Here is a 20,787-nt window from a genome sequence, read left to right as displayed (position 1 = left end):
TGACCTCGATAAGGGTAACGGTGAGGACACTATAGCGTGCAAGGCGGGGGATGATAAGGCGGGATCGCCCTGATAGGGTCGATCCCAAAAAACTTTACGATTGGGCATGGAGTCATGCCCGTGCGCCAGAAACGTCAGAGCACCATGTGGCCTATCACAAAACCGAAGGCGACTGACAACGAAATCGCCACTACGCCTGGGATCAAAAACGCATGGTTGAACACATATTTACCGATACGGGTCGAGCCGGTGTCATCCATTTCTACCGCCGCCAGCAGCGTAGGGTAGGTAGGCAGCACAAACAGCGCCGATACGGCAGCAAAGGACGCAATTGCCGTCACCGGGCTGACGCCCAGCAGCAGCGCGGCGGGCATTAATGCTTTCGCTGTTGCCGCCTGTGAATAGAGCAAGGTGGCGGCGAAGAACAAGACGACGGCCAGCATCCACGGGTGGCTTTGTAGCAGTGTACCGGCGGTGCTTTGAATATCGGTGATGTGTGCTTTGACAAAGGTATCACCCAGCCAGGCAACGCCCATTACGCACACGCAGGCGCTCATGCCAGATTTAAAGGTACTGGCGCTGAGAATTTGTGCGGTATCGACGCGACAGGTGAGGCAAATCAGCGTGGCGATAGTCAGCATGAACACCACAATCGCCTCGTTGCGAGGTAACACCGGGTTGTGGATAAGCCCTACGGTGTCGCTGATGGCGGTGGCATACAGCACCACAGCAATGATCCCGATAAGGAACAAGCCGACAGAGCGTTTGGCACCCGGTTTCAGCACCTGCTGGCCTTGGCCGCGTAAGGACACTTCGCCCTTACGCAGGCGTTCCTGATAGATTTCATCATCTTTCAGCTCTTTACCCAAAAAGTTCGTCATGACAGCCGTCAGCAGAATGGCAATCAGCGTACTGGGAATGCAGATGCCAAGCAGCGCCAGATAACTGACGCCCTTGGGCTCCAGCAGACCGGCGACAAACACCACGGCGGCTGAAATCGGCGATGCTGTGATCGCAATTTGCGAGGCGACCACGGCTATCGACAGCGGGCGTGAGGGGCGAATACCTTGCTCTTTGGCGACTTCGGCGATAACCGGCAGGGTGGAAAACGCCGTGTGGCCAGTGCCTGCCAGCAGCGTCATGAAATACGTCACTAACGGTGCGAGAAAGGTGACGTAGCGTGGCTGGCGGCGCAGCAGTTTTTCCGCCAGACTCACCAGATAGTCCATACCGCCTGCTATCTGCATCGCGGCAATAGCGGCAATTACCGCCATGATGATTTCTATTACGTCAAACGGAATCGCGCCTGGCTTGATATGAAATCCCAGCGTGAGCACCAGTACCCCTAGCCCGCCGGCGAAACCGATGCCGATACCGCCAAGCCTGGCCCCCAGATAAATAGCGAGGAGTACGATAAAGAGTTCCAGAATAAGCATGTTGATGTTCCTTCTGATTTTGTTGCCCGTGACATTGCAAAACGTCTTTCCATATCTTTTTCTTATGATTATGGGTAAAGGCTGGCCTTTTGCAGCGCGCAAAATAGTGGATAGAACAAAGGCACGCAGCCCTAACGGACTGACGTGCCTTACAGAGAAGACATTACGGAGTTAGGACGCGTCTTGGTCTTCGGTGTAGCGTTTGGCTTTGTACGCTGGATGCATCAGGTTTTGTACCGAGAAAATGTCATCTAGTTCGGATTCGGTCAGCAGGCCGCGCTCCAGCACCACTTCACGCACGCTCTTACCGGTTTCGGCGCAGATTTTACCCACAATGTCACCATTGTGGTGGCCGATAAACGGATTGAGGTAGGTAACGATACCGATAGAGTTGAACACGTAGGATTCACAGATGTCTTTATTTGCCGTGATACCTTCGACGCATTTTTCCAGCAGGTTATAGCAGGCATTGGTCAGAATCTGGGTGGATTCAAACATCGCCTGGCCGATAACCGGCTCCATCACGTTCAACTGCAACTGGCCTGCTTCAGCGGCCATGGTGACGCAGGTGTCGTTACCAATCACTTTGAAGCACACCTGATTGACCACTTCCGGCACCACCGGGTTGACTTTGGCTGGCATGATGGAGGAACCGGCCTGCAATTCCGGCAGGTTAATTTCATTTAAACCAGCGCGCGGCCCGGAGGAGAGCAAGCGCAGGTCATTACAGATTTTAGACAGTTTCACCGCCAGACGTTTCAGCGCGCTGTGTACCATCACATAGGCACCGCAGTCAGAGGTCGCTTCAATCAGGTCTTCTGCCGGGACGCAGGCCAGTTTGCTGACTTCTGCCAGTTTTTGTACCGCCAGTTGCTGATAGCCATCGGGGGTATTGAGGCGTGTACCGATAGCGGTCGCGCCAAGGTTCACTTCCAGCAGCAGCTCTGCGGTGCGCAGCAGGTTTTTATTCTCTTCTTTTAGCAGCACGTTGAACGCGTGGAACTCCTGGCCCAGCGTCATCGGCACGGCATCCTGTAGCTGGGTGCGCCCCATTTTCAGAATGTTTTCAAATTCTTTGGCTTTTTTGTCAAACCCGTCGGACAGCACAGTAACGGCTTCGACCAACTTCAGAATGCAGCTATATACCGCAATACGAAAGCCTGTCGGGTAGGCGTCGTTAGTGGACTGACATTTATTCACATGATCGTTGGGGTTGAGGTACTGGTATTCGCCTTTCTGGTGCCCCATTAGCTCCAGACCGATATTGGCCAGCACTTCGTTGGTGTTCATGTTGACGGATGTGCCCGCGCCACCCTGAAACACGTCTACCGGGAATTGATCGAGGCATTTACCGTTAACCAGCACTTCGTCGCAGGCTTTGATGATGGTGTCGGCAATTTTACGCGGTATGGTCTGAAGTTCACGGTTTGCCATGGCAGCGGCTTTTTTCACCATCACCATGCCGCGTACAAATTCCGGCACATCGCTGATTTTTTGGTTGCTGATATAGAAGTTTTCTATCGCACGCAGTGTGTGGACACCGTAGTAAGCATCGGCCGGAACTTCGCGCGTACCTAACAGATCTTCTTCAATACGAATGTTATCTGACATGAGAGCCTTCTCTTTTACTTCTGTCGATTAGAATTTATAGGATGTATCGTCTTACCGTGGAGGACGGCAGCAGAATGTTTAACCACCACGCTTGCCGTTGTTGTTATGATATTCTGTAGTCATGCAGGAATTCCGTTGCCCCGATCACATCTGGGCGGTGTTCTCCCCCTTGCTGTATGAACTGTGATGAGAGTCATGGCCTTGATGATGGCGGCGAACGATATCGCGGCCTTTGGCTTGAAAAAGGGCATTGTCACTCCCATCTCTTGATAATCGTTCGCCGATACGGGCCGCCTGAAGTTCTGTACTGTACCACGCAAGCAGGGCGTCTTTTCATACCCGTTCATGATGACCCGGCGCAGTAAGAATGGGTCGATTAGTGTGTAAATTTATTTTTTATCAATGGGTTAATGTAACCACAGGAGTTCCAGGTGCGCTGGCTACCGTTTTTGCTGATTTTTTTATTCGTCTATATCGAAATCTCCATTTTTATTCGCGTGGCTGAAGTGCTGGGTGTGGCCTTGACGCTATTGCTGGTGGTGTTGACGTCTTGTATTGGCGTGTCAATGGTGCGCAACCAGGGCCTGAAGAACATTATGCTGATGCAGCAGCGTTTACAGGCGGGAGAAAGTCCGGCTGCTGAAATGGTGAAAAGCGTCTCGCTGATTTTTTCCGGTTTTTTACTGGTGTTGCCCGGCTTTTTTACCGATTTCCTCGGGTTACTGCTGTTGCTGCCGCCGGTGCAAAAGCACCTGACGCTTAAGCTGATGCCGCATTTGCAGGTTTGGCGTGGCCGTTCGGGAACGGCGGGTTCCGGCACGTCAGGCAATGTGTTTGACGGCGAGTTCCAGCGTAAAGATGACCATCCGTCGTTGCATCATCCACGTACTGAAAACCGTGATGGTTCGTCATCGGATGATGACGTCACCCGGCGTTAGTGTTGAACCGGCTAGGTGGGTCGGCAAAAAAAAGGTGGGTCGGCAAAAAAAGTGCGCTTTAATGCAAAAAAAATTGTTTTCCTCCCTTGAAGCGCTATCAAACGTCCCCACTTAGTTCACCACAAGGCCGGTTGTCAGAGGATGACCGGCGTTTTACCTAAACTGATATGGACTTTCTCAAAGGAGAGCTATCAATGAAAATTCGTCCATTGCATGACCGCGTGATCGTCAAGCGCAAAGAAGTCGAGTCAAAATCTGCTGGCGGCATCGTTCTGACCGGTTCTGCAGCGGGTAAATCTACCCGTGGTGAAGTCCTGGCCATTGGCCATGGCCGCATCCTGGAGAACGGCGACGTGAAACCGCTGGACGTGAAAGTAGGCGATATCGTCATTTTCAATGATGGCTACGGTGTGAAGACTGAGAAGATCGACAGTGAAGAAGTGTTGATCATGTCTGAAAGCGACATCCTGGCGATTGTTGAAGCCTAATCTCACGTAATCTTCTGTACTGAACGAAACGAATTCAAGGGAAACTACCAATGGCAGCTAAAGACGTAAAATTCGGTAATGACGCTCGGGTAAAAATGTTGCGTGGCGTAAATGTGCTGGCTGATGCAGTCAAAGTCACGCTGGGCCCGAAAGGTCGTAACGTAGTGCTGGACAAGTCCTTCGGCTCTCCGACCATCACCAAAGACGGCGTGTCCGTAGCACGTGAAATCGAACTGGAAGACAAGTTCGAAAACATGGGCGCACAGATGGTGAAAGAAGTAGCCTCCAAAGCGAACGACGCTGCGGGCGACGGTACCACCACTGCGACCGTACTGGCACAGGCCATTGTCAACGAAGGTCTGAAAGCCGTTGCTGCGGGTATGAACCCGATGGATCTGAAACGTGGTATCGACAAAGCCGTTATTGCCGCTGTTGAAGAACTGAAAAAACTGTCTGTACCTTGCGCGGATACCAAAGCGATCGCTCAGGTCGGCACCATCTCTGCTAACTCCGATGAAACCGTAGGCAAACTGATTGCCGAAGCGATGGAGAAAGTGGGCAAAGAAGGCGTTATCACCGTAGAAGAAGGCTCTGGTCTGCAAGACGAGCTGGACGTGGTGGAAGGTATGCAGTTCGATCGCGGCTACCTGTCTCCGTACTTCATCAACAAACCGGAAACCGGTTCTGTTGAACTGGAAAGCCCGTTCATTCTGCTGGCTGACAAAAAAATCTCCAACATCCGCGAAATGCTGCCGGTGCTGGAAGCCGTTGCCAAAGCAGGCAAACCGCTGCTGATCATCGCTGAAGACGTAGAAGGCGAAGCACTGGCAACGCTGGTGGTTAACACCATGCGCGGTATCGTGAAAGTGGCTGCGGTGAAAGCACCGGGCTTCGGCGACCGTCGTAAAGCAATGCTGCAAGATATCGCTACCCTGACTGCCGGTACGGTGATTTCTGAAGAAATCGGTCTGGAGCTGGAAAAAGCGACGCTGGAAGACCTGGGCCAGGCTAAACGTGTGGTCATCAACAAAGACACCACCACCATCATCGATGGCGTGGGCGACGAAGCGGCTATTCAGGGTCGTGTTACCCAGATTCGCCAGCAGATCGAAGAAGCGACTTCCGACTACGATCGTGAAAAACTGCAAGAGCGCGTCGCTAAACTGGCTGGCGGTGTTGCGGTTATCAAAGTCGGTGCTGCGACCGAAGTCGAAATGAAAGAGAAGAAAGCCCGCGTTGAAGATGCGCTGCACGCGACCCGTGCTGCCGTTGAAGAAGGCGTGGTTGCCGGTGGTGGCGTGGCGCTGGTGCGCGTAGCGGCTAAACTGGTTTCTCTGACTGCTCAGAACGAAGACCAGAACGTCGGTATCAAAGTTGCGCTGCGCGCGATGGAAGCGCCGCTGCGTCAGATAGTCTCCAACGCCGGTGAAGAGCCGTCTGTGGTTGCTAACAACGTGAAAGCGGGCGAAGGTAACTACGGTTACAACGCGGCCACTGAACAGTATGGCAACATGATCGACATGGGTATTCTGGATCCGACCAAAGTGACCCGTTCTGCGCTGCAGTATGCGGCTTCCGTTGCTGGCCTGATGATCACCACCGAATGTATGGTGACTGAGCTGCCGAAAGGCGACGCGCCTGACTTAGGTGCTGCTGGCGGTATGGGCGGCATGGGCGGCATGGGCGGCATGATGTAATTGCCACATGCAGGTGACGATGTTGTCGCCTTGCCTTGATAGTTTAAGGCTTTGATAGCTGAAGTAACGACCCGGCATGTGCCGGGTCGTTTTTTTTTACGGCTAACGCTATCCCTGCATCGTTAAGGTGACGTTGATAAATTGTTGCTACGGTATTTTGATTGGCAATCAGGCATAGCTTCGCGCTAAGGCGCGTCTGCGCTACAATAAGGCCGCTTATTTTATTTATTAAACACCGGGTGGAAGGGGATACATGTCTGATGAGGCTTTAGCTCGCCTGCGCTCGGCGATGTGGTGCGCACCAGAGGATATTCCTGCACTGGCTGCTGATTGGCTGATTTATCACGACTCGATGACACGCCGTCTGGAGCGCTATTGCCTAAAGCTGAGTGTCGAAGTGAATCAGGAGCGATTTATCACCTCGCCGGATGTTGCCGGGGAGTCTGCCCTGTTGCCACTGAGTGAGCGTTACTGGTTGCGAGAGGTCACACTGCTCGGAGATGGTACGCCTTGGCTGTTTGGCCGCACGGTAATACCTGAGCAGACGCTGGATGAAGCCGATCTTGACCTGACCCAGGTCGGTTCGACGCCGTTAGGACGCTACCTGTTTTTGCAGGGGCCGCCACCGCGCGATGTGATTCAAATGGGGCGATGTGATGCGCTATGGGTGCGGCGCTCGCGCTTGCTGTTATCGGGTAATCCTCTGCTGATTACCGAGCTATTTTTACCGCAGGCTCCCCTCTATTTCCCCGATGTTTGTCAGAACTGAGTGCAGAAGGAGAATCAGGCGTTGGAAAGACTGTTTATGTCAGGACGCTGTGGGGCATATTGCCGTTTGATGCGTATTGATAATCCGATTGGTTCACTGTTGTTGTTATGGCCAACGCTGTGGGCATTATGGCTGGCCGGACGCGGCACACCGACAACCTGGACGTTGCTGGTGTTTGTGGCGGGTGTTTTCCTGATGCGTGCCGCCGGATGTGTCATCAATGATTATGCCGATCGCCATTTCGATGGGCATGTGAAACGCACCGCATCGCGCCCATTGCCTTCGGGGTTGGTGAGTGAGCAATCGGCTAAGGTGCTGTTTGTGGTACTGGTGCTGCTGGCCTTTGGGCTGGTGCTGACCATGAACCAGATGACGATTTGGCTGTCGGTGGCGGCGCTCGCGCTGGCTTGGGTTTACCCGTTTATGAAGCGCGTCAGCCATTTGCCGCAACTGGTGTTAGGGGCCGCTTTTGGCTGGTCAATCCCGATGGCGTATGCTGCCGTCAGCGAGTCGTTACCGGCGACCTGCTGGCTGATGTTTTTCGCCTACATTTGCTGGACTGTTGCCTATGACACCGAATATGCAATGGTTGACCGCGATGATGATTTGAAAATCGGCGTGAAATCTACCGCTATTCTGTTTGGCAGCCACGACACGCTTATCATCGGCGTACTGCAATTGATGACATTAGCTGCAATGCTGGCGCTTGGCCGGATGATGGCATTAGGGCAGGTGTTCTACTGGTCTGTTTTGGCGGCGGCGGCGTTGTTTGCCTATCAACAGAAATTGATTGCCGGGCGTGAGCGCGATAACTGTTTTCGCGCATTCAAAAACAATAACTACGTTGGTATGGTGCTGTTTTTCGGCATTCTATTCAGCTTGTAAGCACGATTCCCCTGCGGCAACGTGTACCGCAGGGGAATGCATTACTCCGCGTCGCCCTGTTTTTCCGCGCTCTCCACCGGCTCTGCGTCTGCCGGTGCTGCGCTCTCTTGCGCAAGGCTTGCGCTTTCGATAGTCAGCTTCACCTCTGGGGTAATGAGATTACCCAACATGGCATACATGGCCTGCACTTGCTCTTGTACCGCTTCTCCGTTATCGCTGAAATAGCCCTCGTTACGCAAGGTATTGACCAGCGTTGAGAACACGGCTTTATCAAAGAATTCCGGCGCGTTGATGCCATGCAGAACAGACAGACGCTGCGCCATGCTGCGGCTCTCTTTTTCCAGCGCGCCGCGACTGATGGACGGGTTCGCATGCAACAGCGCCAGCGTGATGGTATAACGCTGCAAGGTTTCACGAATGCCTGCAGCCAGAAGTTGCAGGGTGCGAATGCGTGCCGGGTTTAGCTCTAACTCGCCGTCGTTGTTGATAATCAGGCGCTGGCTGACCAGCTCCGCGACCAGGTTATCGAGAATTTCCGGCAGGTCGGCTTTGTCATGGTGTAAAAACAGCTCTGCCTGCAACAGCGGGTAGATTAAGGCCAACTGCTGCAACAGCGCGGAGGTGTGAATACGCCGATGGTGCATGACGATACTGGCAATCAATGAAGGCAGCACCAGCAGGTGATGAATGTTATTGCGATAGTAAGTCATCAAGACCGCCTGTTCGCGCGGCAGGATGATAATGTCGCCGACATTATCTTTTTCTACCTCAAACTTGTTCATCCCCAGCGCGTGTTCCAGCAGTTCGGCTGCGGTTTTGTTCGGCACCGTGATATCGCGGCTGTAAGGCACATTACGCAGTAGCTGCAAGTAACACTCTAACTGCTCTTCCATTTGCTCACGCGTCAGCGCCCGCTGGCGAGAAGCCAGCAGTGCGGTACAACACAAATTCATCGCGTTGGCGGCAGCGGCATTATTAATGCGCACCATGATGTCATCGGCAATGTGCTGCACGGTTGGCGTTAGCCAGGCCGGGCGTTGCGGCTCTATGGGGTCAATCGCATCGCGCCATTGCGGTACATGCTGGTTGAGGTAGGTTGATAGGGTTAGCGGTTCGCCGATATTGACATACCCCTGACCAAGATTACGTAATTTACGCAGCCCCCGCACCATTTGCAGGAACCCTTCTTTCTCTTTCGCTGCGCCGCGCAACTCCTTGGCATAGGTGCCGACTTCCATCACATGTTCGTAGCCAATATACACCGGTACCAGCGTAATACGGGCGTGTACCGCCGCGTAGCATCGCCTGAATTGTCATCGCCAGGGTACCGGTTTTGGGCTCAAGCAGTCGCCCGGTGCGTGAGCGGCCGCCTTCAACAAAATATTCGACGGAATAGCCACGGGTGAACAATTCCCCCAGGTATTCGCGGAACAAGGTGGAATAGAGCTTGTTCCCTTTGAAGGTACGGCGGATAAAGAATGCGCCAAGGCGGCGGAATATCGGGCCTGCTGGCCAGAAATTCAGGTTGATGCCAGCCGCAATATGTGGCGGAACCAGCCCCTGATGGTAAAGGACATAAGACAACAACAGATAGTCCATATGACTACGGTGACAAGGCACATAAACGATTTCATGGCCGTCTTGCGCTAACTGACGCACGCGTTCGGCATTATGTACGTTGATGCCCTGATATAACCGGTTCCACGTCCAGCTCAGAACCCGGTCAGAGAGCCTGACCGCTTCATAAGAGAAATCAGCGGCTATCTCTTCAAGCAGCGTGATCGCGTTTTGCTGGGCCTTATCATGGGAGATTTTTTTGACGCGCGCTTCGTCATCAATCGCCTTGGCAATTGCCCGGGAAGCCAGCAGTTGATTAAACAGCGCCTGACGCACGGGCAACCTTGGGCCGACTGTCGCTAATCGCAGGCGAGAGAAGTGCATGCGGGCTACGCGTGCCAGTTTGTGGGCGATGGTTTTATCCGTGCCATGCTCTGTTGCCATGTAACGCAGGGATACCGGCACCGAGAAGCGCACGAAGCTGTCACGCCCCAGCCATAAAACGGCAAACAGCTTCTCAATCCCGTTTAACAAGCGCAGATGCGGCATGCCCTGATGCTGGCCTTCCCGCCCAGGAGAGCGACCGAACATCACTGCAACAGGCACCATCTGTATATCCAGCTCTGGGTTATTGCGGTGCAAATCCAGATAGTCGTGAAACAGCTTGATGGACTGTTGTTTCGGCACGTAATAGCGAAACAGGCGCGGGCCGTCGCTGACGAAAACATAGCTAGGCAGCGTTTTGCCATCAATATACTGGGGTTGCAGTGGGTCTGGCAGGTTTAGCTCCAGACACTTTGTACGCAACGTCAGCAGGTCTGCCTTAGAACTGTAAGGCAGCACATAAAATATTGGCCTTGAAGGATCCAGACGTTGCTCGTTAACGGGGTCCTGTGGAATAACCTTACTCTTTACTAAGAGTTTTAGAGGGAAATTCAGTAACTTGTAGTAAATTTTACGCCAACCTGACATAACAACCAAAAGCCTCTTGTTAGCAATGCGCGCCAAGGATAACAGAAACCCAACAGGATATCTGTGGTGATGCAATCATGTGGACGCGTTAAAATTGCGGCCAATCACAAATTACAGGTGGAGTTATCATGAATAAGACAACAGGAATGACTCGCATTGTCAAAGCTGCCGGGTATTCCCTGCAAGGTCTGAAGCAGGCGTGGCAGCATGAAGCCGCATTTCGTCAGGAGTCTGTATTGTTGCTGGCGGCGGTGATTGTCGCAGGGCTATTGCCCGTTTCCACGCTGGAGCGGTTGTTGTTGGTAGGGTCTGTGGTGTTGATCGTGCTGTTTGAGCTGGTGAACAGTGCGATTGAAGCGGTGGTCGATCGCGTCGGCCTCGAGTATCACGAGTTATCCGGGCGGGCAAAAGACATCGGTTCTGCTGCGGTTTTGGTCGCTTGCTTATTCGCTGCGGTGGTTTGGGTGTCGCTATTATGGAGCCGTTTTGCGTAATGGCTTGCATAAGCGCGGAAAATTCCGCGCAATAGGCGATATCGCGGTTCCCATTGGCAGTATCCCTGTATATACTCACAGCGAAACTGTATAAACAAACAGGGGGCGGAATGAAAACATTAACTACCAGGCAACAGCAGGTTTATGACCTGATTCGCGATCATATCTCTCAAAGTGGTATGCCGCCGACCCGGGCGGAGATTGCCAGTCAGCTTGGTTTTCGTTCGCCGAATGCGGCTGAAGAGCATCTTAAAGCATTGGCGCGTAAAGGCGTGATTGAGATTGTCACCGGGGCTTCCCGTGGTATCCGTCTACTGATGGAAGAGGAAGATCTGGGGTTGCCGCTGATTGGCCGCGTGGCTGCCGGTGAGCCGCTGTTAGCGCAACAGCATATTGAGTGCCACTATCAGGTTGACCCCGCCATGTTTAAACCCAGTGCGGATTTTTTGCTGCGTGTCAGCGGTATGTCAATGAAAGACATAGGCATCCTGGATGGAGACCTACTGGCGGTACATAAAACACAAGATGTGCACAATGGGCAGGTTGTGGTGGCGCGCATTGATGATGAAGTGACAGTTAAGCGCCTGAAAAAACAGGGTAACGTGGTGCAGTTGCTGGCGGAAAACAAAGAGTTTTCACCTATTGTGGTTGATTTACGCGAGCAGGCGTTCTCCATTGAAGGGCTGGCTGTCGGGGTCATCCGTAATAGTAACTGGGGGTAATGCCCTCATTACCGCGATGTGTTCATGAATAGATGTGTTTGTGAATAATAACCGTATCTCTTTCATTGGCGGGTAGGTTGTCTCTGTCGAGCTTATTCCATCGGCGCTAACGCCCTCTGGCGTGCGATGGTATTCAGCCTCAGTCATAAACCAATCAACACCGATGGCTATCACCAAGCATAGTCTACAGCGCGACGGTAAACCGCGCGCCAGAGGACGACAAATCCAAGAGACGACAAATAAAGCCAGGTAAAAAGAAGGCCAGGTGAAAAGAGAGCTAAGTGAAAGAGAACCTGATAGTGCAACGAGTTGTGTGAAGTGCTGTGCCACTTCACACTCCGGTATCAGGGGAAATAGGCGTGCTTGCCTTCGTATTACAAGCTGCCTGTAGGCTCACGCAACATTAGCAGTCCTCTTGAGCAAGCCTTCTTGCAACCCGCCTCTGGCGTGCGCAGTCAGCGTTTTTTTACCACAATGCTGTGGTCATGGCTGCAACTATCCCGATGTTCACAAGACTCCACTTTCTGACACTCGCCGCATAAACCGTGTGCTTCCACCACGCTATGACGCAACGCAAATCCTGACTGTCTGGCTAGTTGCTGCAATGTTTCTTCAATACCTTGCGTTTGACGCTCAGTGACTTGGCCACAGCGGTCACAGATAAACAGCGCCGAAGTGTGGCTATGCTCTTCAAAGTGATGACAAAGAACATAGCTATTTGTCGATTCGACTTTGTGGATAAAACCTTGTTCCAGAAGAAAATCCAGTGCGCGGTAAACGGTGGGGGGTTTAGCTTGTGGCTCTGACAGACGCAGTAGATCCAGTAAATCATACGCACTGATGGCACCATGTTGCAGTGCCATTAAACGCAGCACTTCCTGCCGCTGTGGGGTCAGGCGCACATGACGTTGCTGGCAAAGCTGTTCAGCCTGGGCAAGGAGAGTGTCCAGATTGGTTGGATCCATTGCAGTAACCCTGAGGCGAGGTTGAGATAATTTCCTCATCTTACCATGACTAAATTAAAACACCGAAATGTGGTATCGGCGTGGGGCGAGGCGCAACCGGAGCGGGATAACGCCTGAATGTCATGAATAGGGGTGGCTGATGTATGGCTCAGGCGGCGAGGTCTATCAACAATAACCGGGTCGCGGTTTCAGCCTTGAGCGTCAGGCTATTTTCCTGCTTCACAAATGCGCCATCGCCGCAATGAAGCAAGTTTGAACAGGGTTTCTCAGGCGTAGAGGTGTGGGCTGTTTCACCATTTCCCTGAATATGCACCGTGCCGTAGATAGATTGCAGGTAAGCACGGCTGCCATGTAGCGTCAGTGTGTGCTGCGTCTGTGCTGCCAGATTCAGATGATGTATCCATACCTGCTGACGCAGATGAAGACCGGACTCCGTTTCTTCCGGTGCGGCCAGCAACTGGTAAGGCGCATCCGTTAGAGTGGCGCGTTGTACGCACTGATTTTCCCGCATGGGGCAGGCATCCAGCCATAATTGCAGTCGCGTTAACGCGGTATTTTCACTGAGATTGTGCTCGCTGTAGCTGACATGAGGCTGCGTGGCAAGCAGTAAGGCGTCACCGGCTTTCGCTCTGATATGGTTGCCATTACTGTCACGGTATTCGGCCTCCCCTTGCAGCAAGATATTCAGCACATCCACTCGCGGGTAAGTCCTTGGTTGAAAAGCCGCTCCTGGAGCCAGCACTTCCTGATTCAGGACGCGTAGCGAGGCAAACCCCAATAAATCAGGATCGAAATAATGACCGAAAGAAAAGGTATAGCGTGCCTGTAGCCAGCCGTAGTCTGCCTGACCGCATTGTTTCGCTGCTCTACTGATGATCATGGTATTCGATCCTGAGAATTATTGATAACGCGATAGTAATTGTCTGGACGATGGATTGTTAGCCAGTTAATCTGGTCGGCACGTTCAAAAATCCTGAATGAGTGAAACATGGCAAAGGAACGGGCATTAACACTGGAAGCATTACGCGTAATGGATGCGATTGACCGACGGGGAAGTTTTGCGGCAGCAGCGGATGAGCTGGGGCGTGTGCCTTCTGCGCTGAGTTATACCATGCAAAAGCTGGAAGATGAGCTGGACGTGGTGCTGTTTGACCGCTCAGGGCATCGTACGAAGTTTACCAACGTGGGGCGCATGCTGCTGGAGCGGGGACGCATCCTGCTGGAAGCCGCAGATAAATTGACAACGGATGCCGAAGCGCTGGCGAGAGGGTGGGAAACGCATCTGACCATCGTGCTGGAGGCGTTGGTTCCCATTGATCGTATTTTTCCGCTGCTCGATAAGTTGTCGCTGAAAGCCAATACGCAGGTGTCTTTATTGACGGAAGTGCTGGCGGGTGCCTGGGAGCGGCTGGAGCAGGGGAAAGCGGATATCGTGATTGCCCCGGATATGCATTTTCGATCGTCATCTGAAATTAATACCCGCAAGCTTTACACTATCAAAAACGTTTATGTCGCAAGCCCGGATCATCCCATTCATGACGAGCCCGAACCCTTATCAGAAGTGAGCCGTGTTAAATATCGCGGCATTGCAATTGCTGACACCGCGCGCGAACGGCCTGTGCTTACTGTGCAGCTACTCGACAAGCAGCCACGGCTTACCGTCAGCTCGCTGGATGATAAACGCCGGGCGTTGTTGGCCGGGCTCGGTGTAGCCACTATGCCTTATGATATGGTGGCTAAGGATATTGCTGAAGGCCGGTTACGGGTGGTCAGCCCGGAAAATATTCTGGAAGGGCAGATAATCATGGCCTGGCGACGTGACAGTATGGGTGAAGCTAAAGCCTGGTTCTTGCGCGAAATCCCCCGCATTTTTAACGCATCATGATGGCAAACGCCGCACCGTCGGAGCACCACGATAACCGGCATGAGTGTGATAACCGGTAGTGTGATAAGCGGTGCTCAGATGATGAGGCGCAAGGCGTTAAGCGACATCTCTTAGCCGCGCTTGTCGCGGCCATGCGGCGCAGTTAAATCAATCTCTGGCCCGACGGAGATAATACCCTGTGGGTTGAGCGTGGCATGGCTGCGATAGTAATGATGGCGAATGTTATCCATATCGACGGTATCCGCGATGCCTGGCATTTGATAAATCTCACGCAGATAGCCGTAGAGATGAGGGTAGTCAGTGAGGCGGCGTTTATCACATTTGAAGTGCGTGTGGTAGACAGGATCAAAACGGATCAACGTCGTCCACAGTCGGATGTCCGCTTCAGTTAAGCTATCTCCGGTCAGATAGCGATGTTCACCAAGCAATGTCTCAAGGCGATCGAGCGCCTGAAATACCTGGCTGACCGCGTCGTCATACGCCTGCTGGCTGGTGGCAAAACCTGCTTTATACACCCCGTTGTTGAACTGGTGGTAAATCCAGGCGTTGAGTTCATTTATCTGTGTGGTCAGCGCGGGCGGGTAATAGTCGCCAGGGGCGGCGCCACATTCATCAAACGCGCTGTTAAACATGCGGATAATATCGGCGGATTCGTTGCTGACAATGGTGTGCTGGTGGGTATCCCACAGTACGGGGACGGTAACGCGTCCGCTGTAATCGGCTTTGGCCTGCAAGTACAACTGATAAAGATATTCGTGCTGGTAGAGCGTATCGCCGGTGGTGTGTGGAAAGTCGTTTGCAAAAGTCCAGCCTTGATTAAGCATCAAGGGATGTACAACACAGACGCCGATGTGCTGCTCCAGCCCTTTGAGTTTTCGCAGCAATAATGTGCGATGCGCCCAGGGGCACGCCAATGAGACGTAGAGGTGATAACGGCCGGGTTCGGCCTTAAAGCCGCCACTGCCCGTCGGGCCGGGTTCGCCATCGCGTGTGACCCAGTGGCGAAAAAATGTCTGTGGCCGCCTGAAATGGCCGCCTGACGATTGGGTTTCGTACCAGGTATCATGCCATACGCCGTCAACTAACAATCCCATTGCGCGCTCTCCTCTGCAAAATGACGATGGCGGCCAATGGCCGCCATAAGATTATCAGGCTGTGTCATGTCGATGACAGACGGTGATTACCACTTTTTATTCAGCAGGCGGTCGAGGCTAAATGCGCCAGGCCCGGTCACAAACAGCAGCACATAACCACCCGCGATAGACAAGTTTTTCATGAACATCAGCTGGTTAGCGCCCTGAGCAAAGTCACTGTGGAAAATAAACGCCGTTAACAGGGTAAACACGGCGGTGATGATAGCAGTGGTACGAGTCAGGAAACCAAACAGCACAGCCAGACCACCGCCCAGTTCCAGCAAGATAGTCAGCGGCAGTAATGCACCGGGAACGCCCATTGCCTGCATATATTGCTGGGTTGCCGCATAAGATGCGCCCAGTTTGCCGTAACCGGCAACGATGAACAGGATCGGTAACAGGATACGGGCAATCATCAACAGTGCATTTTCAAAACTTTTCATCGATCTCTCCAGTTGTATGTTCATGGCCGGCGCAACATCGATAAAAGCGCATCCGGCGTGCTGTTTGAAAGTGTGTGTGTGACGCAAAGCGCGTCGCCGATGAGAGGCATACTAGAGAGGAAACCGACTGGATGACAGCAAGTAAAATTGTTGTTTTCTGTCAGAAAAATTGACCGTCTGGCTAACCTGACACCAAAACGGCTAGCGCAACAGCCCGGTGAATAGGCATGAACGATGGAAAAGACCTAAAATCCATTCTTTAGCGATACGTCATATTCAATAAGTGGCAGAGGAGCGGCGCTAGCTTTGGCCTTCCGGTAAGGCGGGATTGATTCGCTGTGCAATCACCAGAGCCTGCGGCAGCGCTATGCGCAATACTTCCCGCGCTGCGCCGCTTTGCTCGGGTGACGAGAGACGTACAATAATGCTGTCATGCTCCGGCGTAATGCTTTTAATCGCGATGCCGTGCTCGTTGAGCCGCTGATAAATGTAGAAGCCATCCGGCAGCGGCGTTCCCTGATGACGAGCCGTGATGTGTAGCATCACTTCGTCGGGCAAATGCTGTGAAGAGGTGGTGAGCAGGGCCGCCAGCGGCAGTAACAACACCAGCAACCGCCAGAGTGGTCGTAGCATCCGGGCAAAGGGCATTATTTTATTCCCTTTCCCGCTGCGGCGTGTTTTTTGCGCCATAGCACCCACAACGACCCTACCAGGCCGATGCACAGCAGCACCAGCGGCAACAGCATCAGGCAAGACATCAGTTTGTCTTCGTATTGCAGAAACAGCGGCGAACTGCCCAGCCCAAAGCCAAAGGAGACCAGAATGATGACCCAGAGAAAACCGCTCATCCAATTGAAGAATTGAAAACGCGTATTGTCGAGCCCGGAAAGTCCGGCAATCGTCGGGAGCAGCGTACGGATAAACGCCAGAAAGCGGCCAATCAAAAGAGCCGACAAACCATGACGATGGAACAACTGATGTGCCCGCTGGTGGTAGTGAGAGGGAAGGTGTGATAGCCAGCTTTGCACCGTACGGGTGTTGCCAAGCCACTTGCCTTGCAGGTAACTGGCCCAACAGCCAAGGCTGGCGGCTGTGGTCAGTAGTACGATAGTCAGAGGATAACTCATGGTGCCTTTGGTTATCAGTACCCCCACCAGAATGAGCAGGCTGTCGCCGGGTAGAAAAGCGGCGGGCAGCAGGCCGTTTTCAAGAAACAGGATTAAAAACAAAGAAATGTAAATCAGGCCCACCAGTTTGGGATCGGCGAGGACATCAAAGTTTTGGTGCCAGAGCGCATACAAAAGTTCTTTCATTATATCCATCTGGTGTTCCTGTACTGCAGCGTTGGAGGTACTGTGCTAAGAGCCCGCTGGCACCCGGTTGGAGCAAGGTGGCCAAACCTGATGAGCCGAGCGGTTATCGCTATTTTTAGGTGCGTATTCCTTCACGCGCATCCGTTGTCATGGGTGTATACGATGAAATGATGCACTCATCGGGCAAACCGGCCATGTCATGCGGTCAACCTGCTGCCTGAAGGTGAATTCAGGGTATCAGTCTGATGAAAATACGCGGCTTTACAACGTCTTTTTCCTGCCATCAAACGTCGATTTTTGGCTATTTCATCCGACAGAACGCGTTGCGTGCAGTTAAACGTAAAAAAAGTGTTCTAACTGTAACAAAAGCACCGCAGGCGAGATAGGAAAATACCACGTTCTAAAAACGTATAACGACCTGTTTTTTTAGGATGGATTGTGATTTCTGTCATATTTTACACTTTCTGACAGAACTCGACGTTGAATCACGTTATTTGCCTCCGAAAGACGGAGGCAAAGCGGGTTATCACACAGAGATTATCAGGATTTATTATTGGCGAGTTGTTCGAGATGAACCACCGGATTTTCCGCAAACATGTAGCGGTCAACATTAAATTCGAAATCATCGGTTGTGGCGCGAAACAGCATCTGCTTGGTGTTTTCCAGGTGTTGCCACATTGCCAGTTTGGCAGCGTAAGGGTCTTTACGAATTAACGCCTTCAGAATCTGGTCATGGTCTTCGCACCAGCTCTCTATCGACTTGTCATCGATGTGCTCATGTAATTTACGCCAGTAAGGATTATGGATGCGCTGGCTCCACATTTTTTCTACGATGGTGGCCATCGCCGAGTTCTGTGTCGCCAGAGCAACCTGGACATGGAATTTCAGATCCCATTCAGAATCACGAAAGCGGTCTTCCTGACGGGCATTTTCCTGAATGTCCATCAATTGAACGATGTCTTGCCGCGTCACCTGCGTCGCCGCGAATTCGGCGATATTGCTCTCTATCAACTGGCGCGCCTGCAATAATTCAAACGGCCCGGCGGTCAGGAAGTCGGCATCGCTGCCGTTGACGGCCAGCAACTGGCGCTGTTGGTTGGAAATAACATGGATGCCCGACCCTTTGCGCACCTCCACATAACCTTCCACTTCCAGCATGATGATGGCTTCGCGTACCACGGTACGGCTGACATTCATCTCTTCGGAAATATTACGTTCAGCCGGTAATTTATCACCCACCGGATAAACGCCGCCCTCAATTCGTTTTTTCAATTCTGCGGCTAACTGCTGGTAGAGCCGTCTGGATTCTGTCAGTGCCATGGTGCCTGCTCTTAAGATAGCGGACGCTCCCTGAGGCCATGTGCGTCACAGCAACTATCTCATCTCGTTAGATTATCTCGTTAAAATGCAGATGATACCTCTGGAACAGAGTTGTTATACCACTTGCCGTGTGTTGTAACCCGCATGCTTGTCACAGTTAACGCCGAATATTGCGGTGTGCTGCCTGGTTATCGCCGTCGCATGAGAGAAAACAGCGCATACGCCAGCTAACGGCGACCTTCAGGATAAAAGGCTGTCGGCGGGATGTCACCGTCTTCCTTCCTGCAACGCACATGATTTTCGGTATAACATCTGGGAGAGTGTGTTCATCCGGTACCCCATGATACCGGATGAACAGGGTGAAGCAGAAATTTGTCGTATCAGAATACGCTGGCGCGTACCTTTCTCGCGTGCGGCTTAGTGCTGCTGCACGGTTTTCATTTCTTCGTGTTTGCTGTCTTCGTCGTTGGCGGAGTGGTTTTTCAGCACCGTCCAGATAACGATAGCACCCAGTACGTCAAATACAGCCAGTACCGCAAACAGCGGGCTAAAGCCGATGGTATCAGCCAGCGCACCAACAACCAGCGCAAACAGCGTACTCGCTGTCCAGGCGGCCATACCGGTCAGGCCATTCGCCGTTGCCACTTCGTTACGACCAAATACGTCAGAGGAGAGCGTAATCAGTGCGCCAGACAGCGACTGATGGGCGAAGCCACCAACACACAGCAGAGCGATAGCCACATAAGGGCTGGTGAACAGGCCGATAGTCCCCGGCCCAATCATCAGCAGCGCACCCATGGTGACGACCATTTTACGCGACACAATCAGGTTCACTTTAAAGTGTTTCTGGAACAGCATCGGTAAATAACCACCGACAATACAGCCCAGGTCAGCGAACAGCATCGGCATCCAGGCGAACATGGCGATTTCTTTCAGGTTAAAGCCATATGCCTTAAACATGAACAGCGGGATCCACGCATTAAATGTGCCCCAGGCGGGTTCTGCCAGAAAACGCGGCAGCGCGATGCCCCAGAACTGGCGGTTACGCAGGATCTGTAAGGCAGACATTTTCTTGGCATTGCCGACCTGATGATGCGCTTCCTGGCCGTTCAGAATGTAGTCACGCTCTTCGTTGCTCAGTTTTTTCTGATCTTTCGGGTGTTTATAGAAATATAACCAGCCGATTGCCCACATCAGGCTCAGTACGCCAGTGATAACAAAGGCCATCTGCCAGCTGTGCGCCATAATCGCCCACACCACCAGCGGCGGAGCCAACATACCACCGATAGAGGAACCGACGTTGAAGTAACCCACGGCGACAGAACGCTCTTTGGCTGGGAACCATTCGCTGGTGGCTTTCAGGCCGGCCGGGATCATCGCGGCTTCCGCCATCCCTACCGCACCACGCGCGATAGCAAGGCCACCCCAACTGTTCGCCAGCGCGGTGGCGGCACAGAAGACAGCCCACAACACGGCGAACATGGCATAACCCACTTTGGTGCCAAGTAAATCCAGCACGTAACCGGCTACCGGCTGCATCACCGTGTAACAGGCGGAGTAGGCCGCAATGATGTAGGAATACTGCTGAGTGCTGATATGAAGCTGCTCTTGCAATGTGGGCGCGGCGGCAGCGATTGCGTTACGCGTCAGGTAGCCCAGAACGGTACCGACGGTCACAAGACCTATCATGTACCAGCGCAAGCCTTTGATCTTGTGCATGTTAAATATCTCTCCGAGTGTAAGCATCGCGGCAAACCTGTCAGTCGTCTGCTGCGATAGGTATAGACCACACTGAACATAACCAGATACGCGTGTATCCATCATGCCAGCGGGAGTTGCCGCCTGACTGGTTGCCCTGCCGCCGGGTATGGCTGGCGGGCGGGCCGCAACGGCAATCCCGCCGCGCGCGTTATTGTTTTCCAGTGGGAATATCAATGCTGTTGACGATATTGAGATTGAATCCCCTCATCAGGCAGCGCTACAATAATTTGTCATACCAATTTAAAAGTTGAGTGATATCACAAAACCACGAATTTGCTGGGGAATAAACGAAATCGGGCGCTAAAAAGGCTTTTTTGGCCGGGGTAAGCGTAAAAAAGCCCGAATTGGAAGTGGTTTCTGTCATTTTTGCGATCATGACCTCACTAATGGTGTCGGTT

Annotated in this window: 18 protein-coding genes and 1 pseudogene; 8 read left to right on the top strand and 11 right to left on the bottom strand. The window is 52.7% G+C overall.

What is annotated here, in order from left to right; translation table 11 throughout:
* Positions 1-134: 134 nt before the first annotated feature.
* Entirely contained in the window at positions 135-1,436 is a 1,302-nt protein-coding gene (locus O1Q98_RS08885; RefSeq protein ID WP_125258185.1) for an anaerobic C4-dicarboxylate transporter, read from the bottom strand.
* A 171-nt stretch (positions 1,437-1,607) separates the two neighbouring features.
* Positions 1,608-3,047: an aspartate ammonia-lyase gene (aspA, locus tag O1Q98_RS08880; protein ID WP_125258186.1), complete on the bottom strand. Its 1,440-nt coding sequence runs from the start codon at positions 3,045-3,047 to the stop codon at positions 1,608-1,610.
* A 431-nt stretch (positions 3,048-3,478) separates the two neighbouring features.
* On the opposite strand from aspA, the gene O1Q98_RS08875 reads away from it, so the two are divergent.
* The 5 genes from O1Q98_RS08875 to ubiA all read left to right on the top strand — a co-directional run bounded on the left by O1Q98_RS08875 (position 3,479) and on the right by ubiA (position 7,824).
* Positions 3,479-3,985, top strand: coding sequence for an FxsA family protein (locus tag O1Q98_RS08875; protein WP_125258187.1), 507 nt, complete (start codon positions 3,479-3,481; stop codon positions 3,983-3,985).
* 194 nt (positions 3,986-4,179) lie between these two features.
* Positions 4,180-4,473 carry a co-chaperone GroES gene (locus O1Q98_RS08870; protein ID WP_164512946.1) on the top strand — a complete coding sequence of 98 codons (294 nt, stop codon included), beginning with the start codon at positions 4,180-4,182 and terminating at the stop codon, positions 4,471-4,473.
* A gap of 50 nt (positions 4,474-4,523) precedes the next feature.
* A complete protein-coding gene (groL, locus tag O1Q98_RS08865; RefSeq protein WP_125258189.1) occupies positions 4,524-6,170 on the top strand; it encodes a chaperonin GroEL in 1,647 nt (548 codons plus the stop codon).
* 253 nt (positions 6,171-6,423) lie between these two features.
* Positions 6,424-6,939: a chorismate lyase gene (gene ubiC, locus O1Q98_RS08860; RefSeq protein WP_125258190.1), complete on the top strand. Its 516-nt coding sequence runs from the start codon at positions 6,424-6,426 to the stop codon at positions 6,937-6,939.
* Positions 6,940-6,975: 36 nt separating this feature from the next.
* Positions 6,976-7,824: a 4-hydroxybenzoate octaprenyltransferase gene (gene ubiA / locus O1Q98_RS08855; protein ID WP_125258191.1), complete on the top strand. Its 849-nt coding sequence runs from the start codon at positions 6,976-6,978 to the stop codon at positions 7,822-7,824.
* Between the two features lie 41 nt (positions 7,825-7,865).
* Here the strand turns inward: ubiA and plsB are convergent.
* Positions 7,866-10,353 (bottom strand): annotated as a pseudogene (gene plsB / locus O1Q98_RS08850) (glycerol-3-phosphate 1-O-acyltransferase PlsB).
* A gap of 128 nt (positions 10,354-10,481) precedes the next feature.
* Here plsB and O1Q98_RS08845 point away from each other — a divergent pair.
* The gene (locus O1Q98_RS08845) at positions 10,482-10,847 is read left to right on the top strand and encodes a diacylglycerol kinase (RefSeq protein ID WP_125258193.1); all 366 of its coding nucleotides are present in this window, start codon (positions 10,482-10,484) and stop codon (positions 10,845-10,847) included.
* Between the two features lie 110 nt (positions 10,848-10,957).
* Complete coding sequence (lexA, locus tag O1Q98_RS08840) at positions 10,958-11,569, top strand: transcriptional repressor LexA (protein WP_125258194.1); 612 nt, start codon at positions 10,958-10,960, stop codon at positions 11,567-11,569.
* Positions 11,570-12,024: 455 nt separating this feature from the next.
* On the opposite strand, the gene zur is transcribed toward lexA, so the two are convergent.
* Positions 12,025-12,534: a zinc uptake transcriptional repressor Zur gene (gene zur / locus O1Q98_RS08835; protein ID WP_125258195.1), complete on the bottom strand. Its 510-nt coding sequence runs from the start codon at positions 12,532-12,534 to the stop codon at positions 12,025-12,027.
* Positions 12,535-12,682: 148 nt separating this feature from the next.
* Positions 12,683-13,414 carry a pirin family protein gene (locus O1Q98_RS08830; RefSeq protein ID WP_125258196.1) on the bottom strand — a complete coding sequence of 244 codons (732 nt, stop codon included), beginning with the start codon at positions 13,412-13,414 and terminating at the stop codon, positions 12,683-12,685.
* A 108-nt stretch (positions 13,415-13,522) separates the two neighbouring features.
* Here O1Q98_RS08830 and O1Q98_RS08825 point away from each other — a divergent pair, with 108 nt between their 5' ends.
* The gene (locus O1Q98_RS08825) at positions 13,523-14,419 is read left to right on the top strand and encodes a LysR family transcriptional regulator (protein ID WP_125258197.1); all 897 of its coding nucleotides are present in this window, start codon (positions 13,523-13,525) and stop codon (positions 14,417-14,419) included.
* Positions 14,420-14,529: 110 nt separating this feature from the next.
* Here O1Q98_RS08825 and O1Q98_RS08820 read toward each other — a convergent pair whose 3' ends face one another.
* From O1Q98_RS08820 to O1Q98_RS08795, 6 genes are all read right to left on the bottom strand, one after another.
* The gene (locus tag O1Q98_RS08820) at positions 14,530-15,513 is read right to left on the bottom strand and encodes a glutathione S-transferase family protein (protein WP_125258198.1); all 984 of its coding nucleotides are present in this window, start codon (positions 15,511-15,513) and stop codon (positions 14,530-14,532) included.
* Between the two features lie 86 nt (positions 15,514-15,599).
* Positions 15,600-15,995, bottom strand: coding sequence for a DoxX family protein (locus O1Q98_RS08815; RefSeq protein ID WP_125258199.1), 396 nt, complete (start codon positions 15,993-15,995; stop codon positions 15,600-15,602).
* A gap of 300 nt (positions 15,996-16,295) precedes the next feature.
* Positions 16,296-16,643 (bottom strand): EnvZ/OmpR regulon moderator MzrA, encoded by a 348-nt coding sequence (mzrA, locus tag O1Q98_RS08810; RefSeq protein WP_125258200.1) that lies wholly within the window; start codon positions 16,641-16,643, stop codon positions 16,296-16,298.
* Positions 16,643-17,317 (bottom strand): DedA family protein, encoded by a 675-nt coding sequence (locus tag O1Q98_RS08805; protein ID WP_125258201.1) that lies wholly within the window; start codon positions 17,315-17,317, stop codon positions 16,643-16,645. Before O1Q98_RS08805 ends, mzrA begins: the two co-directional genes overlap by 1 nt.
* 531 nt (positions 17,318-17,848) lie before the next feature.
* Positions 17,849-18,628: a transcriptional regulator ExuR gene (gene exuR / locus O1Q98_RS08800; protein WP_125258202.1), complete on the bottom strand. Its 780-nt coding sequence runs from the start codon at positions 18,626-18,628 to the stop codon at positions 17,849-17,851.
* 417 nt (positions 18,629-19,045) lie between these two features.
* A complete protein-coding gene (locus O1Q98_RS08795) occupies positions 19,046-20,347 on the bottom strand; it encodes an MFS transporter (RefSeq protein ID WP_125258203.1) in 1,302 nt (433 codons plus the stop codon).
* Positions 20,348-20,787: the final 440 nt, after the last annotated feature.

It is taken from the genome of Dickeya lacustris, from assembly GCF_029635795.1.
Lineage (GTDB): Bacteria > Pseudomonadota > Gammaproteobacteria > Enterobacterales > Enterobacteriaceae > Dickeya > Dickeya lacustris.
This window is presented reverse-complemented; position numbering and strand designations above follow the sequence as displayed.

Bases quoted from the DNA above. Each gene is read 5' to 3' on its own strand.
- O1Q98_RS08885 (WP_125258185.1), bottom strand. From the start codon at position 1,436: ATGCTTATTCTGGAACTCTTTATCGTACTCCTCGCTATTTATCTGGGG.
- aspA (WP_125258186.1), bottom strand. From the start codon at position 3,047: ATGTCAGATAACATTCGTATTGAAGAAGATCTGTTAGGTACGCGCGAA.
- O1Q98_RS08870 (WP_164512946.1), top strand. From the start codon at position 4,180: ATGAAAATTCGTCCATTGCATGACCGCGTGATCGTCAAGCGCAAAGAA.
- groL (WP_125258189.1), top strand. From the start codon at position 4,524: ATGGCAGCTAAAGACGTAAAATTCGGTAATGACGCTCGGGTAAAAATG.
- ubiC (WP_125258190.1), top strand. From the start codon at position 6,424: ATGTCTGATGAGGCTTTAGCTCGCCTGCGCTCGGCGATGTGGTGCGCA.
- ubiA (WP_125258191.1), top strand. From the start codon at position 6,976: ATGTCAGGACGCTGTGGGGCATATTGCCGTTTGATGCGTATTGATAAT.
- O1Q98_RS08845 (WP_125258193.1), top strand. From the start codon at position 10,482: ATGAATAAGACAACAGGAATGACTCGCATTGTCAAAGCTGCCGGGTAT.
- lexA (WP_125258194.1), top strand. From the start codon at position 10,958: ATGAAAACATTAACTACCAGGCAACAGCAGGTTTATGACCTGATTCGC.
- zur (WP_125258195.1), bottom strand. From the start codon at position 12,534: ATGGATCCAACCAATCTGGACACTCTCCTTGCCCAGGCTGAACAGCTT.
- O1Q98_RS08830 (WP_125258196.1), bottom strand. From the start codon at position 13,414: ATGATCATCAGTAGAGCAGCGAAACAATGCGGTCAGGCAGACTACGGC.
- O1Q98_RS08825 (WP_125258197.1), top strand. From the start codon at position 13,523: ATGGCAAAGGAACGGGCATTAACACTGGAAGCATTACGCGTAATGGAT.
- O1Q98_RS08820 (WP_125258198.1), bottom strand. From the start codon at position 15,513: ATGGGATTGTTAGTTGACGGCGTATGGCATGATACCTGGTACGAAACC.
- O1Q98_RS08815 (WP_125258199.1), bottom strand. From the start codon at position 15,995: ATGAAAAGTTTTGAAAATGCACTGTTGATGATTGCCCGTATCCTGTTA.
- mzrA (WP_125258200.1), bottom strand. From the start codon at position 16,643: ATGCCCTTTGCCCGGATGCTACGACCACTCTGGCGGTTGCTGGTGTTG.
- O1Q98_RS08805 (WP_125258201.1), bottom strand. From the start codon at position 17,317: ATGGATATAATGAAAGAACTTTTGTATGCGCTCTGGCACCAAAACTTT.
- exuR (WP_125258202.1), bottom strand. From the start codon at position 18,628: ATGGCACTGACAGAATCCAGACGGCTCTACCAGCAGTTAGCCGCAGAA.
- O1Q98_RS08795 (WP_125258203.1), bottom strand. From the start codon at position 20,347: ATGCACAAGATCAAAGGCTTGCGCTGGTACATGATAGGTCTTGTGACC.